General features: G+C 71.9%; 13 protein-coding genes. 7 read left to right on the top strand and 6 right to left on the bottom strand.

The features are described 5' to 3' along the window. Positions 1–133: 133 nt before the first annotated feature. The 5 genes from FB157_RS23720 to FB157_RS23700 are packed head-to-tail and all read right to left on the bottom strand — an operon-like array spanning position 134 to position 5786. Positions 134–1444, bottom strand: a complete 1311-nt coding sequence (locus FB157_RS23720; RefSeq protein WP_145882615.1) for a DUF58 domain-containing protein — start codon at positions 1442–1444, stop codon at positions 134–136. Next, on the bottom strand, positions 1444–2433 hold the full coding sequence (locus FB157_RS23715) for a MoxR family ATPase (protein WP_145882639.1): 990 nt from the start codon (positions 2431–2433) through the stop codon (positions 1444–1446). Before FB157_RS23715 ends, FB157_RS23720 begins: the two co-directional genes overlap by 1 nt. After that, positions 2433–3626: a DUF4350 domain-containing protein gene (locus tag FB157_RS23710; protein WP_145882614.1), complete on the bottom strand. Its 1194-nt coding sequence runs from the start codon at positions 3624–3626 to the stop codon at positions 2433–2435. The genes FB157_RS23715 and FB157_RS23710 overlap by 1 nt, the downstream gene beginning before the upstream one ends. Next, positions 3623–4405, bottom strand: a complete 783-nt coding sequence (locus tag FB157_RS23705) for a DUF4129 domain-containing protein (protein WP_145882613.1) — start codon at positions 4403–4405, stop codon at positions 3623–3625. Before FB157_RS23705 ends, FB157_RS23710 begins: the two co-directional genes overlap by 4 nt. Before the next feature lie 4 nt (positions 4406–4409). After that, complete coding sequence (locus FB157_RS23700; protein WP_145882612.1) at positions 4410–5786, bottom strand: glycerophosphoryl diester phosphodiesterase membrane domain-containing protein; 1377 nt, start codon at positions 5784–5786, stop codon at positions 4410–4412. A 140-nt stretch (positions 5787–5926) separates the two neighbouring features. Between FB157_RS23700 and mtnA the strand changes: the two genes are divergently transcribed. From mtnA to FB157_RS23660, 7 genes are all read left to right on the top strand, one after another. Then, positions 5927–7069 (top strand): S-methyl-5-thioribose-1-phosphate isomerase, encoded by a 1143-nt coding sequence (gene mtnA, locus FB157_RS23695; RefSeq protein WP_145882611.1) that lies wholly within the window; start codon positions 5927–5929, stop codon positions 7067–7069. A 296-nt stretch (positions 7070–7365) separates the two neighbouring features. Then, on the top strand, positions 7366–8055 hold the full coding sequence (gene mtrA / locus FB157_RS23690) for a two-component system response regulator MtrA (protein ID WP_187279108.1): 690 nt from the start codon (positions 7366–7368) through the stop codon (positions 8053–8055). 1 nt (position 8056) lies between these two features. Further along, entirely contained in the window at positions 8057–10138 is a 2082-nt protein-coding gene (gene mtrB / locus FB157_RS23685; protein WP_186581652.1) for an MtrAB system histidine kinase MtrB, read from the top strand. Beyond that, entirely contained in the window at positions 10128–11972 is a 1845-nt protein-coding gene (locus FB157_RS23680) for an LpqB family beta-propeller domain-containing protein (protein ID WP_186581651.1), read from the top strand. Before mtrB ends, FB157_RS23680 begins: the two co-directional genes overlap by 11 nt. Before the next feature lie 186 nt (positions 11973–12158). Further along, a complete protein-coding gene (locus FB157_RS23675; protein ID WP_145882610.1) occupies positions 12159–13028 on the top strand; it encodes a ComF family protein in 870 nt (289 codons plus the stop codon). Between the two features lie 313 nt (positions 13029–13341). Continuing rightward, complete coding sequence (gene hpf / locus FB157_RS23665) at positions 13342–14031, top strand: ribosome hibernation-promoting factor, HPF/YfiA family (protein ID WP_385166542.1); 690 nt, start codon at positions 13342–13344, stop codon at positions 14029–14031. Positions 14032–14235: 204 nt separating this feature from the next. Next, entirely contained in the window at positions 14236–14982 is a 747-nt protein-coding gene (locus FB157_RS23660) for a response regulator transcription factor (protein ID WP_145882607.1), read from the top strand. Here FB157_RS23660 and FB157_RS23655 read toward each other — a convergent pair. Continuing rightward, positions 14979–16181, bottom strand: a complete 1203-nt coding sequence (locus FB157_RS23655) for a winged helix-turn-helix domain-containing protein (protein ID WP_145882606.1) — start codon at positions 16179–16181, stop codon at positions 14979–14981. The genes FB157_RS23660 and FB157_RS23655 overlap by 4 nt on opposite strands. Between the last annotated feature and the right edge of the window lie 46 nt (positions 16182–16227).

Below are 16227 nucleotides of genomic sequence, written 5' to 3'. Positions count from 1 at the left end.
TGGTACTGCAGGGGGGACCCTGTGGGAGAGTAGGACGCCGCCGAACAAATTTTGAGAAAACCCCCGCATCTTCGGATGCGGGGGTTTTCTGCGTTCCGGGTCAATTACCCCCGAAGGGGCGGGCATAGGCAGATCAGAGCCGGCCTGCCGCCTTCAGAGCGAGATATGCGTCAGCCAATGCGGGCGCCAGATCGTCAGGCGTCGCGTCCACGACCGTCACCCCATGACGACGGAGTTGTTCCGCCGTGCGCTGACGTTCGTTCTGCGCCTGTGCGGCCGCGGCGGCTTCGTACACCGCCTCGGCGTTCCCACGGGCCTGAGCCATCTGGGCGATGTGCGGATCGGCCACTGAGGCGACGAGAACCGTGTGGCGCTGGGTGAGTTGCGGGAGTACGGGCAGCAGACCCTGCTCCACCGGTGCCGCGTCGAGCGTCGTGAGCAGCACGATCAGAGAGCGTCGAGGAGCGGCACGCAGAGCGGTCGCGGTGAGGCCGCGGGCGTCGGTCTCGACGAGTTCCGGCTCCAGCGTTGCCATCGCGTTGACCAGGGAGGGCAGGACATCGCCTGCGGAGCGGCCCTGGACCAGGGTGCGGATCCGGCGGTCGTAGGCGAGCAGGTCCACGCGGTCGCCGGCGCGGGAGGCCAGCGCCGCGAGAAGCAGGGCCGCGTCCAGGGAGGCGTCCAGTCGGGGGATGTCGCCCATGCGGCCGGCCGAGGTGCGGCCGGTGTCGAGGACCAGCAGGATGTGGCGGTCGCGTTCGGGGCGCCAGGTGCGGACGGCCACCGTGGACTGGCGGGCGGTGGCGCGCCAGTCGATCGAGCGGGTGTCGTCGCCGGGGACGTACTCGCGCAGGCTGTCGAACTCGGTGCCCTCACCGCGCGTCAACACGCTGGTGCGGCCGTCTAGTTCCCGCAGCCGGGCCAGCTTCGACGGCAGGTGCTTGCGGCTGGTGAAGGGGGGCAGGACCCGTACGGTCCACGGAACCTTGTGGGTGCCCTGGCGGGAGAAGAGACCGAGGGGGCCGTAGGAGCGGATCGTCACGCGGTCGGCCTGGCGGTCGCCGCGCCGGGTGGGGCGCAGTCGGGTCGTCACCCTGCGGCGTTCGCCGGCCGGGACGGTGACGCGGTGGCGCGAGCTCTCGACCTCGGTGCCGGGCCGCCAGCTGCTGGGCGGCCATGCGTCCCGCAGGCGGGCCCGCAGCAGCCGGCCGGTGGGGTTCGTGATCGTGAGTGTGACGTCGGCGGCTTCGCCGAGACGTGCGGAGGTGTCGCCGGAGCGGGACAGGACGAGCCGTCGTACCGGTGCCGCGAGGGCGAAGTCGCAGGCGCAGGCCAGGGCCAGGGAACCGTTGACCGTGAGGATGCCCGTCCAGCCGGGTTCCAGGATGCCGACGGGGATCGAACCGAGGGCCGCGAGGAGGGCGGCGCGTCCGGTGAGTGCCATCAGCGGGGGACCGGGACGTGGGCGAGGATGGCGTTGATGACCGAGTCGGCGGTCACGCCTTCCATCTCCGCTTCCGGGCGCAGCTGGACGCGGTGGCGCAGGGTGGGCAGGGCGAGGGCCTTCACGTCGTCGGGGATGACGTAGTCGCGGCCGGTCAGCCAGGCCCAGGCCCGCGAGGTGGCGAGCAGTGCGGTGGCGCCGCGCGGGGAGACGCCGAGGGTGAGGGACGGCGACTCGCGGGTGGCACGGCAGATGTCCACCACGTAGGCCGTGATCTCGGGGGAGACGGTGGTCTTGGCGACGGCGGCGCGGGCCGCGTCGAGGTCGGCCCGACCGGCGACCGGGCGGACACCGGCGGCGTGCAGGTCGCGCGGGTTGAAGCCCGAGGCGTGGCGGGTGACGACGTCGATCTCGTCCTGGCGGGAGGGCAGAGGGATCGTCAGCTTGAGGAGGAAACGGTCCAGTTGGGCCTCGGGGAGGGGGTAGGTGCCCTCGTACTCGACCGGGTTCTGGGTCGCGGCCACCAGGAACGGATCGGGCAGCAGGCGGGGGGTGCCGTCGACCGTGACTTGGCGTTCCTCCATGGCTTCCAGCAGGGAGGACTGGGTCTTCGGCGGGGTGCGGTTGATCTCGTCCGCCAGGAGGAGGTTGGTGAAGACCGGGCCTGGCTGGAAGGAGAACTCGGCGCTGCGGGTGTCGTAGACGAGGGAGCCGGTGACGTCGCTCGGCATCAGGTCGGGGGTGAACTGGACACGCTTGGTGTCGAGTTCGAGTGCGGACGCGAGTGCGCGCACGAGCAACGTCTTGGCGACTCCGGGGACTCCTTCGAGGAGAACGTGTCCGCGGCAGAGAAGGGCGACGACGAGACCGGTCACGGCGGGGTCCTGGCCGACCACGGCTTTGGCGATCTCGGCGCGCAGGGCTTCCAGGGAGGCCCGTGCGGCAGCCGAGTCCCCGGTGTTCCCGGCATTGTCAGTGGTCGGGTCCATCATGGACGGCGTACCTCTCTTTCGAGGGCGTCGAGTTGGTCGGTGAGTGCGATGAGGGCCGCGTCGTCGCCGGGCGGCGGTCCGAAGAGAGTTGAGTGCAGGGCCTGTCCGTCGCCCTTGAGGTGGGCGGACAGGGCGGGGAGCAGAGCTTCGGGCGCGTGCGCCTGGGCGACGGGGACGCCGACGAGGGGGGCGAGGCGCGTGCGGGTGGTGGAGCGAAGAGCGGCGGCCGCGCGGTCGCGGGCGTTGGCCTTGCGGTAGAGGCGGGCGCGGCCTTCGGCGGTTTCGGAGGCGCGGATCGCGACGGGGAGTCTCTCGGGCACGAGGGGGCCGAACCGGCGTGCCCGCCAGAAGGCGGCGAGGGCAGCGGCGATGAACAGCTGCAGGGTGCCCCAGAGCCAGCCCGAGGGGAGCAGATCGAGGAAGCTCTTCCGTTCGCCGGTGTCGGTGGCCGCGTCGGAGAGCGAGGGGAGGTACCAGACCAGATGGGGGCGGGAGCCGAGGAGTTGGAGGGCGAGCGAGGCGTTGCCCTGTTCGCCGAGGCGCTTGTTGAAGAAGATGTCGGGCGCGCCGAGCACGACGGTGTCGCCGTCCCCGGAGGCCGCCGGAAGGCGGAGCAGGGTGGCGAGGCGTTCGCTGGGGTAGCAGGAGTCGGCGTCGAGGTGCGTGGTGGTGTAGCGGATGCCGCCGGTGTCGGCGCTGCCCGCGCGTCGGGCTTCGGGCAGCGTGCAGTCGGGGGTGAGCGTCGAGTCGAGGCTGGTGGCGGGGTCCGCGGTGACCCCGGGGGCGAGCCGCTCGACGGACGCGGCGCCGGCGGCGACGAGGACCGTGCGGCCACCGGAGTCCGCCACGGCCGAGTGCAGCCTGGTCTGTTGACCGGGCGTCAGAAGGTCGGGTACGGCCACGAGAAGCGTGGTGTCCGGGCCGGCGGCGGCGCGTGCCGCGCCGAGCGAGGTGACCACGCGCGTGGAGACGCCCCGGTCGGCGAGGAGTTCGGCGACGGCGCGGCTGCCGTAGGGGTCTGCGGAGCGCGGGTCGAGTTCGCCGTGCCGGGTCTGGGAGCGGACGGCGGCCATCGCGACGGCAGCGATCAGGATCAGGACGACGGCGAGGGCGATGCCGCGCCCGTGGGTCCAGATCTGGCGGGCCGTGGGCGACGCCGAGGTGGTCGGCAGGGTGGCCTCGGTGGTCATTCGGCGGCCCCCTGGCTGGTGTTGCGGGCCGTGCCGGTGGCGTTGTCGGCGAGGACCGGCCGGGTGCGTTCCAGGTCGCGGTCGAGTTCGGCGATCCGCTGGTACGACTGCCGGCTCGCGCTGCGCCCGCCGTATGTGACGTCGTCGAACTCACGGGCGGCGGAGCGCAGTCGGTCCGTGTGCGCGGGGAGCGTGCGGCCGGCCTCGGCAGCGGCTTCGTCCGCGGTGCGGCCGGGTCGGGCGTCGAGCAGGGTTCGCTCCTCCAGGGAGCGGACGATGGCCCGCATGCGTTCCTGGACGGCCTGGTTCCAGTGGCCCTGGGCGGCGTGTGCCTCGGCGGCCGCGCGGTGTTCGGCGGCGCTGCGGGGGCGCTCGTCGAACAGGGCCGCGGTGGAGACCGGTTGGCGGCGCGGGGTGCCCAGGCGCCACCACAGGGCGGCCAGCACGGCGACGACGAACAGGACGACCACGAGCAGGCCGAGCGTGCCGCCGGGTGTCGCGGCGGCGGCGGTGCTGAACAGCTTGTCCAGCCAGTCCCAGAAGGCGTTCAGGGCGCGCTGGAGCAGGCTGGGGTCGTTCTCGTGGTACATCCGCTTGGACAGCTCACGACGTGCCGCCTCCCGTGCGGGATCGCGCGGGATGGTCACGGGCGGCTCGTCGCCCGAGCCGCCGGCCGCCAGGACCGTGGTGTGTGCCGCGCTCAACAGGCCTCGTACGGCCGATCCGGCGGCGCCCGGCAGGGCCGGGGCCGCCGTGAGAACTCCCCCCGTCAGGCTCACCGCATCAGCTCCCCGGGACGGGGCCGGGGGTGCCGGTGCCGTAGTCCTGGACGCCGGCGGCGCGGGCCAGTTCGAGGTCGAGGGCCTCGCGGCGGATGCGCTGGTCGATGTACAGGAGCACGATGACGCCCGCGTTGATCGGGAGCGTGATCATGGTGCCGATCACCGAACCGATGCCGCTGATGATCAGGAAGCTCCAGCCGGGGCTCGGGGCGTCGGGGGAGAAGAGGCCCACCGTCCCGTCGCCGCTGACGGCGGCCGCCACGAGGGTGAAGGGGATCACGACGAGCGACGAGACGATGTTGGCGATGAGCCCGGCGAGCAGCTGGATGCCGAGGACGCGCCACCAGGAGCCGCGGACCAGCTTCGCGGAGCGGCTCATCGACTTCACGATGCTCTGCCGTTCCAGCATCAGCGCGGGCGAGGCCAGGGAGAAGCGGACCGTCAGCCACACCGCGACGACGGCGGCGGCGAGTACGCCCAGGACGACGACCGCGATGCTGGCTGCCGTGTTTCCGCCGGCGACGGCGACGAGGATGCCGGGCAGTGCGCCGCAGAGCAGCACACCGACGGAGATGAGGCCCAGCAGGAGGAGCAGGCCGAACAGCTTCGGCACCTGCGGGCGGGCGTCCCGCCAGGCCTCGCCGGTGCTGACCGGCTTGCCGAGGACGGCGCGGCTGGTGACCGTGGTGAGCAGGGCGGTCGCGACGATGGTGCCGACAACGGTGATGACGGCCACGAGACCGGTGCCGGCCATCAGCGCGCCCACGGCCTGGAGTATCTCGCTCGGCGTGGCGCTGCGGTCGTTGAGGGCGCTGGTGGTCGCGCTGTCCTTCAACAGGAGGCCCTGCAGGAGGATCACGCTCAGCTGGGTGAGGACCGAGACGGTGAGCGAGATGCCGAGGACCGTGCGCCAGTAGGTGCGCATGGTGGAGACGGCACCGTCGAGGATCTCGCCGACGCCGAGCGGGCGCAGCGGGATCACGCCGGGCTTGGCGGCGGGCGGGGGACCGCCCCAGCCGCCGCCCCAGGCTCCGTAGCCGGGGGTGCCGTAGCCGCCGGGAGGACCGCCGTAGGAGCCGCCTTGGTGCCCACCGGGCTGTCCGGCGCCGTACCCGCCGCCCCAGCCCCCCGGGCCGGGCGGTGGAGGTGGCGGGGCCTGACCGGGGCTCGGCGGGCCCGTGGGCGCGGACCACTGACCGGGCGGCGGCTGTTCCTTGGACCACTTCGGGCCCGGACCCTGCGGGTCTGTGCCGGGCTGCGCGGCCGGCTCGGCGGGGCCGGGACGGTCGGTGGGCTCGGCGGGGCCGGACGCGCCGGGTTCCCGCCCGTCGGGCGACGGGGCGGATCCGGGCGAGGCCCAGCCCGGAGTGTCTGTCATCGATGCTCCTCTACGGTGCCCGTCCGCGGTCGCGGCGGCAGGTTGGCAGACATCGTGCCATGGGGTGGTCGTCGCGTGACCGGCCGCGGTAGGGGCTGGACGCCTTCAATTGTCCGCCGGATAGGGGGCAGACTGACCGCATGGCTGATCAGTACGCGCAAACCGGCGAGGACAAGCGGCCGACCGAGATACCTGTGCTCCGATGGGAGGAACCACCCGAAGGTCCTGTGCTGGTCCTTCTCGACCAGACGAGGCTGCCCGGCGAAGAGGTCGAGCTGGTGTGCACGGACGCGCCCGCGCTGGTGGAGGCGATCCGTTCGCTCGCCGTGCGCGGAGCGCCGCTGCTCGGGATCGCGGGGGCGTACGGCGTCGCGCTCGCCGCCGCGCGGGGCTTCGACGTTGAGGAGGCCGCGCGGGCGCTCGAAGGTGCCCGGCCGACCGCGGTGAACCTCTCCGTGGGGGTGCGCCGAGCCGAGTCCGCCTATCGCGCGGGGCTCGCGAGCACCGGCGACACCGCCGAGGCGGCGACGGCGGCGCTGACCGCCGCGCGGACGCTGCACCGGGAGGACGCCGAGGCCAGCGCCCGGATGGCCGCCCACGGCCTGGCGCTCCTGGACGAGCTGCTGCCGGGCGGCGGGCACCGGATCCTGACGCACTGCAACAGCGGATCGCTGGTGTCGGGCGGGGAGGGCACGGCGTTCGCGGTGGCTCTCGCGGCGCACCGTGCGGGGCAGCTTCGGCGGCTGTGGGTGGACGAGACGCGCCCGCTGCTGCAAGGCGCTCGTCTGACGGCGTACGAGGCGGCCCGCCACGGCATGGCGTACACCTTGCTCACCGACAACGCGGCCGGTTCGCTGTTCGCGGCGGGTGACGTGGACGCGGTGCTCATCGGGGCGGACCGGATCGCGGCCGACGGCTCGGTGGCGAACAAGGTGGGGAGCTATCCGCTCGCGGTGCTCGCGCGCTACCACCATGTGCCGTTCATCGTCGTGGCGCCGGTGACGACGGTCGACCCGCAGACGCCGGACGGGGCGTCCATAGAGGTCGAGCAGCGCCCCGGTTTCGAGGTCACCGAGGTCACCGCGCCCCAGGTTGCGGTGACGGGAGCAGGAGGCGGGATTCCGGTGGCACCCCTGGGGACGCAGGCGTACAACCCGGCGTTCGACGTGACGCCGCCCGAGTTGGTGACGGCGATCGTCACCGAGGAGGGAGCCGTCTCTCCTGTGACGGCCGAGGCACTCGCGCAGCTGTGTGCCAGGTCGCGCGGGGCGACGATCAACTAGGGGGAGGATGCCGCGCCGCTCAACGGCAACGATCCCTCCACCTGTGGTGATCTCATCAGGGCTGCCTCGCCCCCATACGGTCCGCGTGCCGGGTTCGCCCTTTCCGGGGACCATGGGGTGGTTTATGCCGTACATCGCCGTGGAACCGACCTCGGCGGTGGGTGCGCCGGGTGGCCGACATCCGTCATCGACATCAATGTCGGCGGACGAGGGCAGACAGTGACGGCCTCCTACGACTATCGTCACGAGGCCGTGACCTCCCTCACCAGGGCGCCTGTCGCTGTTACGAGAATGGGATGATGTCGTTTATGAAGGGACGAGTCCTTGTCGTCGACGACGACACCGCACTGGCCGAGATGCTCGGCATCGTGCTGCGTGGTGAAGGTTTTGAGCCGTCTTTCGTAGCCGACGGCGACAAGGCGCTGGCCGCTTTCCGTGAGTCCAAGCCCGACCTGGTGCTGCTCGACCTGATGCTGCCCGGCCGGGACGGTATCGAGGTGTGCCGCCTGATCAGGGCGGAGTCCGGGGTGCCGATCGTGATGCTCACGGCCAAGAGCGACACCGTCGATGTCGTCGTGGGCCTGGAGTCGGGCGCCGACGACTACATCGTGAAGCCGTTCAAGCCGAAGGAGCTGGTGGCCCGGATCCGGGCGCGGCTCAGGAGGTCGGAGGAGCCGGCGCCGGAGCAGCTCACCATCGGTGACCTGGTCATCGACGTGGCCGGGCACTCGGTGAAGCGGGACGGGCAGTCGATCGCGCTGACCCCGCTGGAGTTCGACCTGCTGGTCGCGCTGGCCCGCAAGCCGTGGCAGGTGTTCACGCGTGAGGTGCTGCTCGAGCAGGTGTGGGGCTATCGCCACGCCGCTGACACGCGGCTCGTCAACGTGCACGTCCAGCGGCTGCGCTCCAAGGTCGAGAAGGACCCGGAGCGGCCGGAGATCGTGGTGACCGTCCGTGGTGTCGGTTACAAGGCCGGACCGAGCTGACATGTCCGGGGACAGGACCGCTTCGGCTCCCGGCCGGTCCGGGGCCCGTCCGGGGCGGCCTGTCGGCCGGAAGGCGGCGGGTTCGGGCTGGGGACGCTTCTTCGAGGGCGGGCTGCTGCAGGGCGGGGTCCAGGGCAGCCCGGTCGTCCGCCTGTTCATGCGCTGGGTGCGCCGTCCGCTGCTGCCCGTCATGCGGCTGTGGCGGCGCAACATCCAGCTGCGGGTCGTCGCCACGACACTGCTGATGTCGCTGGGTGTCGTCCTGCTGCTGGGCTTCGTCGTGATCGGGCAGGTGCGCAACGGCCTGCTGGACGCGAAGGTGAAGGCTTCGCAGAGCCAGGCCACCGGCGGGTTCGCGGTGGCCAAGCAGAAGGCCGACGAGGCAGTCGGCGGCACGGGTACCGGCAGCGGTGACGGCACCGAGACGGCCGACGGACGGCAGTCGCAGAACGTCATCCCGTGGATGAGCGATCTCGTGGAGTCGCTCTCCAGCGGTGGTGCCGGTGCCTTCGACGTGGTGACGCTCCCTGTGGGCGACGACAGTGGCGGCGGGCGCAGCCCGCGCGGCTCCGGATACGTCGACCCCTCCTCCAGCGTGCCCGCCGACCTGCGCGACCGGATCAACAGCAGTACGACGGCCGCCCAGAGCTACACCCGGATCGTCTACTCCAACGGCAAGGAGTCCCAGCCGGCGCTGGTCATCGGCAAGCAGGTCAACGACCCCAACGGCCACCCCTACGAGCTGTACTACCTCTTCCCGCTCACACAGGAGGAGAAGTCGCTCAGCCTGGTCAAGGGCACGCTGGCGACCGCCGGGCTCTTCGTCGTCGTACTCCTGGGCGCCATCGCCTGGCTGGTGGTGCGGCAGGTCGTCACTCCGGTGCGGATGGCGGCCGGGATCGCGGAGCGGCTGTCCGCCGGGCGGCTGCAGGAGCGGATGAAGGTCACCGGTGAGGACGACATCGCCCGGCTGGGCGAGGCGTTCAACAAGATGGCGCAGAACCTGCAGCTGAAGATCCAGCAGCTGGAGGACCTGTCGCGGATGCAGCGGCGGTTCGTCTCCGACGTGTCGCACGAGCTGCGTACGCCGCTGACGACCGTGCGGATGGCCGCCGACGTCATCCACGAGGCCCGCGAGGACTTCGATCCGGTCACCGCACGGTCGGCCGAGCTGCTCGCCGACCAGCTGGACCGGTTCGAGTCACTGCTCGCGGACCTGCTGGAGATCAGTCGCTTCGACGCCGGTGCCGCGGCGCTGGAGGCCGAGCCGATAGACCTCAGGGAGGTCGTGCGGCGGGTCGTCGGCGGCGCCGAGCCGCTCGCCGAGCGCAAGGGCACCCACATACGCGTCGTCGGTGACCAGCAGCCCGTGGTCGCCGAGGCCGACGCCCGGCGGCTGGAGCGCGTACTGCGCAACCTCGTCGTCAACGCCGTCGAGCACGGCGAGGGCAAGGACGTCGTCGTCAAGCTGGCCTCCGCGGGCGGCGCGGTCGCCATCGCGGTGCGCGACTACGGCGTAGGACTCAAGCCCGGCGAGGCGACCCGCGTCTTCAGCCGCTTCTGGCGGGCCGACCCGGCACGCGCGCGTACCACCGGCGGCACGGGCCTCGGGCTGTCGATCGCCCTGGAGGACGCCCGACTGCACGGCGGCTGGCTGCAGGCCTGGGGCGAACCGGGCGGCGGCTCGCAGTTCCGGCTGACGCTGCCGCGGACCGCGGACGAACCGCTGCGCGGCTCTCCGATACCGCTGGAACCCAAGGACTCGCGGCGCAACCGCGGGCTCGACGACGCCGGCCTGCCCCATGGGGGCGAGGAGAAGCGGGCGACCGTTCCGGTGCAGCCGGGCGGCGGCCAGGCGCCGCCACTGCCCGCGCGCGCACCGATCGCCCCGCGGATGGCCTCCGTCACCCCGACCGCGCTGCCCGGCAACGGCGCGCGTGTGGTTCCCCGGCCCGCCGGGGGCGCACGGCGCCCCGACGACAGGATCGCGGCCGGTCCCCCATCCGACACACACGCGGGCCGTCCGGATCCGGCCGGGCCCAAGGACTCGACCGAGCCAGGGGAGGCATTTCGTGGGCGCTGACCGCGAGGGGGGCGTCCGGCGTAAGCCGGGACGCGCGGTGGCCTACGCGGCCTGTGGGGCCGTTCTGCTGGCCGGGTGCGCCTCGATGCCCGACAGCGGGGATCTGCGGGACGTCGAGTCCACGCCCCGGCAGGACACCGGGGTCCGCGTGTTCGCCATGCCGCCCGCCGAGGACGCCGAGCCCGGCGAGATCATGCAGGGCTTCCTGGAGGCCCTGACCAGCGACGATCCGCAGTACGACACCGCCCGCAAGTATCTGACGGCCGATGCCGCGCGCACCTGGCGGCCGGAGCAGTCGGCCACCGTCCTCGCGAACGGGCCGAGTGCCGTTCCCGCCCAGCCGTCCGGCGGCGGCCGGGAGGCGGTCGACACCAGCAGCCTCACCTACGTCCTGACGGGCAGCATGGTCGCCAAGGTCGACGGGGAGCAGGCGTACCGGCCCGCCGCCGGGTCCTACAGCAAGAAGGTGCACCTCACCAAGGACGGCAAGAGCGGCCAGTGGCGCATCGACACGCTGCCCCAGGGCGTCGTCATGGGCAAGTCGGACTTCCAGCGCAACTACACGTCCGTCAACAAGTACTACTTCGCCTCCACCACAACGGTCGGGGCGACCGGGCAGCCGGTGGCGGTCGCCGATCCGGTGTTCGTCCGCAGCACGGTGGACCCGATGACCCAGATGGTGCGGTCGGTGCTGAGCGGGCCGACCAGATGGCTGGAGCCGGTGGTCAGGTCCAGCTTCCCGACCGGTACGGCCCTGCAGAAGGGCGCGTCGGGGCTGACGCCGGACGACCAGAACAGACTGACGGTGCCGCTGAACTCCAAGGCCTCCCGGGCCGGGTCCGCCAAGTGCAGGGAGATGGCGACCCAGTTGCTGTTCACGTTGCGGAGCCTGACGCCGACGCTGGAGTCGGTCGAGCTGCAGGGCCCCGGCGGACACCGGCTGTGCGACCTCACCGAGGAGCGTGCCGAGTCCGCCGCCTGGCACGCCTCGGCCCAGCGCCCCGAGTACCTGTACTTCCTCGACGGCAAGCACCACCTGGTGCGGCTGCCCACCGGGAGTGCGGGGACCGGCGCCGTCCCGGTGCCCGGCCCGCTGGGAGAGGCCGAGAAGGAGCTGCAGTCGGTGGCCGTCTCGCGGGACGAGCGCACCGTGGCCGGGATCGGCGCCGACGGGAAGGCGCTGTACGTGACCTCGCTGGCATCGGGCGGTTCGCTCGGGGAAGCGGTGGTCGGCAGTCAGGGGGCGACCCCGACCGACCGCCTGACCACGCCGAGTTGGGACGCGCGCGGCGATCTGTGGGTGGCCGACCGCGACCCGCGCCATCCGAAGCTGTACGTCCTCGAGCAGGGCGTCGGCAAGCCGGTGGAGGTCAGCATCCCGGATCTGCCCGGACGCATCCGTGACGTGCGGGTGGCCGCCGACGGGGTGCGGGTCGCGCTGGTCGTGGAGAAGGACGACAAGCAGCAGTCCCTGCTCATCGGCCGGATCGAGCGCGACGACAGGTCGGGGGCCCGTCCCGCGGTCCTCGAACTGCGCTCCGCGGCCCCCGATCTGGAGCAGGTCACGGCCATGTCCTGGGCCGGGGACAGCCGACTGGTCGTGGTCGGCCTGGAGCAGGGGGGCGTGCACCAGATGCGGTACGTCCAGGTCGACGGCTCCACCCTGGACGGTCCGGCGCCCGCGGCCCTGTCGGGTGTGAAGGCGATCGCCGCGTCCGAGGACGAACGGGTGCCGCTGGTGGCCTACTCGGAGGACGGGATCGTACGGCTGCCGTCCGGGGCCCAGTGGCAGAAGGTGGACAAGGACGGGACCGCGCCGGTCTATCCGGGCTGAGAACCCTGTCCCACCGGGACGCCCGCCTCGCGTGGGCGCCCGGCCTGCACAGACGCTCGTTCCGCACGCCTGCCCATATGGCCGTCACCCGTGTGGGTGATGGTCGGTGGGCGTTTTCCCGGGCTGTCCACAGGTCGTTTTCCACAGGGGTGGCCGGTCGTCCCGGGCGTTGGCACAGTGGTGGACATGCGGGGGTGGTGGCGGGACCTCACCGACCTGGTGCTGCCGGCCGACTGCGCGGGCTGCGGGGCACCTCGTACGGAGCTGTGCCCGCGGTGCCGCACCGCACTGGGCGGAGCCGCGCCGCGCAGGGTGCGGCCGATGCCGGAGCCGCCCGGGCTACCGGTGGTGCACGCGGCGGCCCCTTACGCGGGAGAGGTACGGGCTCTCCTCCTCGCCCACAAGGAGCGCGGTGCGCTGGCGCTCGCCGGGGCCCTGGGCGCGGCCCTGGCGGCAGCTGTGCGGGCGGGTCTCGGGCCGGCTGGGCCCGGTGGCGTGCCCACGCGACGGCAGGGGTCCGGGAGCCTGCTGCTCGTCCCCGTGCCCTCCGCCCGGTGGGCCGTGCGGGCTCGTGGGCACGATCCGGTGCGGCGGATGGCGCTCGCGGCGGCCGGTGAGCTGCGGCGCACCGGGACACCGGCCCGGGTGGCCGCCGTGCTGCGGCAGCGGCGGGCGGTGGCGGACCAGGCGGAGCTCGACGCCCGGCAGCGCCTGGAGAATCTCGCCGGCGCGCTGGAGGTGACGGCGGGCGGGGAGCGGCTGCTCGCCCAGGGCCGTGTCGTGGTCGTCGACGACCTGATCACGACGGGAGCGAGCCTTGCGGAGGCGGCGCGGGCCCTGCGGGAGGCGGTTGTATCGCGCCGCAATGGGGGAACCGCTGTGTACGGGACCGGAACCCGGGAAGGAAGGTGGGAACGACGGATCGGAGCACGGCCGGACAGGGAGAACTGGGTGCATGGTGCACCAGAAATAGTGGCGCCGAACGTCGTCGGAGAGGCGCTCCACGCAGCCGTGGTCGCCGCTCCGAGGGATTCCTTTGAAATAAACAGGAACTGAGCATCTGCCTGCATCGTTGCAGGTAGTGAGAGGGTCAATTCACCTGAACGGAGGTACGCAGCGGTAGAGGGTGACGACATCCGTCCGGGCGAGATATGTTCGGTTGTGAGGAAAGGCGCAGGCCACACCTCTCTTATCCGAATGCTGTGCTGCGGGTTTTCCGCAATCACCTGCAGCGCTGGGGTGGAGATCTTGCCCATGGGGGAGGAGGAGGTGAAGTCACCGAGTCCGAGGTTCCGGGGCTCACCGGAACCTGGTGCAAAAGGGAGATGCTCCGCCGATGGAGCGGAGCGATCCGGGAACGGAGTTCTGCGTGGACATCGTCGTCAAGGGCCGCAAGACCGAGGTGCCCGAGCGGTTCCGCAAGCACGTGGCCGAGAAGCTGAACCTGGAGAAGATCCAGAAGCTCGATGGCAAGGTGATCAGCCTCGACGTCGAGGTGTCCAAGGAGCCCAACCCCCGTCAGGCCGACCGGTGCGACCGAGTGGAGATCACGCTCAGGTCCCGCGGTCCGGTGATCCGGGCGGAGGCGGCGGCCAGCGATCCGTATGCGGCACTCGACCTGGCGGCGGAGAAGCTGGACGCCCGGCTGCGCAAGCAGCACGACAAGCGATTCTCGCGCCGCGGCGCCCGCCGGATCTCGGCGGCGGAGGTTCCCGACCATGTCCCGGGCGTGGCGACGCTCAACGGCAACGGCGTCCCCGTCCACGAGGACGAGTCGGACGGAGTGCCGACCAGGAAGATCGGTTCGCTGGAGGTCAAGGGTGAAGGCCCCCTGATCGTCCGCGAGAAGACGCACGTCGCCTCCCCGATGAGCCTCGACCAGGCCCTCTACGAGATGGAACTGGTCGGCCACGACTTCTACTTGTTCGTCGACTCCGAGACCAAGGAACCGAGTGTCGTCTATCGGCGGCACGCCTACGACTACGGCGTCATCCACCTCAGCACTGAAGCGATGGTCGCCGAGGCGCCCCCGGCGGCAGGGGGCACGCTGGGTGGCTGACCCACCCGGCCGAAGCTGAGCCGGTGCCCCTGGATGCGCGCGTGCGCCCCCAGGGGCACCCGTGTGCGACCACTTCGCGCCCCGCTCGTCACCTCGGCGTCGTCCGGGCATGAAATCATGACCGCACCGGCCCAACCGGTGGGCCGGTGCCTTGGGTTGGCGATGGCGCAGGACCACAGGCCACAGCCTTCAGGGGGAGGAACGATGGCGGACACCTTCGGGCCGATGCGAGGCGATGACGCGGGCGACGATGTCATCGGCAGGGGCCCGGACACGGACTCTTCGCGCCGGGAGCCGATCAGAGTCCTGGTCGTGGACGACCATGCGCTCTTCCGCCGTGGCCTGGAGATCGTGCTCGCGGCCGAGGAGGACATCCAGGTCGTCGGCGAGGCGGGAGACGGTGCCGAGGCCGTCGACAAGGCCGCGGACCTGCTGCCCGACATCGTGCTGATGGACGTGCGCATGCCCAAGCGCGGCGGGATCGAGGCCTGCACCTCCATCAAGGAGGTCGCCCCCAGCGCGAAGATCATCATGCTGACGATCAGCGACGAGGAGGCCGACCTCTACGACGCGATCAAGGCGGGCGCGACCGGATACCTCCTCAAGGAGATCTCCACGGACGAGGTGGCCACCGCCATTCGTGCCGTGGCCGACGGGCAGTCGCAGATCAGCCCGTCCATGGCGTCCAAGCTCCTGACCGAGTTCAAGTCGATGATCCAGCGCACCGACGAACGCCGGCTGGTGCCCGCGCCACGGCTGACCGACCGCGAGCTGGAGGTCCTCAAGCTCGTCGCCACCGGGATGAACAACCGGGACATCGCCAAGGAGCTGTTCATCTCCGAGAACACCGTGAAGAACCACGTCCGCAACATCCTGGAGAAGCTTCAGCTGCACTCCAGGATGGAAGCGGTGGTCTACGCGATGCGGGAGAAGATCCTCGAGATCCGCTAGCCGAGAAGGCCGGCGAGTTCCCTGGTGAGGGGCTCGCGGAGCTCGGGTGCGTCCACCCGCTCCACCCGGACGTCCGTGCAGTTCACCCAGGTCGCGGCCTCGACGAGAGCCTGCGCCACCGCCGGGACCGCCTTCGGGCCGTCCAGGGTGACCTGCCTGGCCACCAGGGTGCTGCCCTCGCGGGCCGGGTCGACGCGCCCGACCAGCAGACCGCCCGCCAGCACCGGCATCGCGAAGTAGCCGTAGACCCGCTTCGGCTTGGGGACGTAGGCCTCCAGGCGGTGGGTGAAGCCGAAGATCCGCTCCGTCCGCGCCCGCTCCCAGATCAGCGAGTCGAACGGGGACAGCAGCGTGGTGCGGTGACGGCCGCGCGGCGGTGTGGCGAGGGCCACCGGGTCCGCCCAGGCAGGCTTGCCCCAGCCCTCCACCTCGACCGGCACCAGACCCGAGTCGGCGATCACCGCGTCGACCTGCTCGCCCTTGAGACGGTGGTAGTCCGCGATGTCGGCGCGCGTGCCGACGCCCAGGGACTCGCCGGCCAGCCGGACCAGGCGGCGCGTGCACTCGGCGTCGTCCAACTCGTCGTGCAGCAGCGCGCCCGGGATCGCGCGCTCGGCGAGGTCGTACACCCGCTTCCAGCCGCGGCGCTCGACGCACACCACCTCGCCGTACATCAGCGCCCGCTCGACGGCGACCTTGGTGCCCGACCAGTCCCACCAGTCGCTGGTCTTCTTCGCACCGCCCAACTCGGTGGCCGTCAGCGGGCCTTCCGTGCGCAACTGCTTGATCACCTGGTCGTAGGCGCCGTCGGGCAGCTGGTGGTTCCAGTGCGGGCGGCCGCGGTAGGCGCGGCGGCGGAAGGCGAAGTGCGGCCACTCCTCGACCGGAAGGATGCACGCCGCGTGCGACCAGTACTCGAAGGCATGCGGTCGTGCCGGAGCCCCGCCCGTGGATGCGGGCTTCCAGTACGCCGACTCGACGGTCGCGCGGCCGACCGCGCCGAGCCGGGCGTACGGGATCAGCTCGTGGGAGCGGGCGAGGACCGAGATCGTGTCGAGCTGGACCGCGCCGAGATGGCGGAGCACCCCCCGGACACCGGCCCGCCGGTCGGGCGCACCGAGGAAGCCCTGGGCCCGAAGGGCGATCCGGCGGGCGTCGTCCGCGGTGAGGGTGGTGGTGGGGCGCGGCAGGGTCGTCATGCCTCGGACGATAGGGGGTGGCACTGACAGTGCGGGGCGACCTGCG

The organism is Streptomyces sp. BK340, assembly GCF_007827595.1.
Classification (GTDB): Bacteria; Actinomycetota; Actinomycetes; order Streptomycetales; family Streptomycetaceae; genus Streptomyces.
Note: the sequence above shows the minus strand (reverse complement) of the source record. Positions and strands in the feature narration are given on the sequence as shown.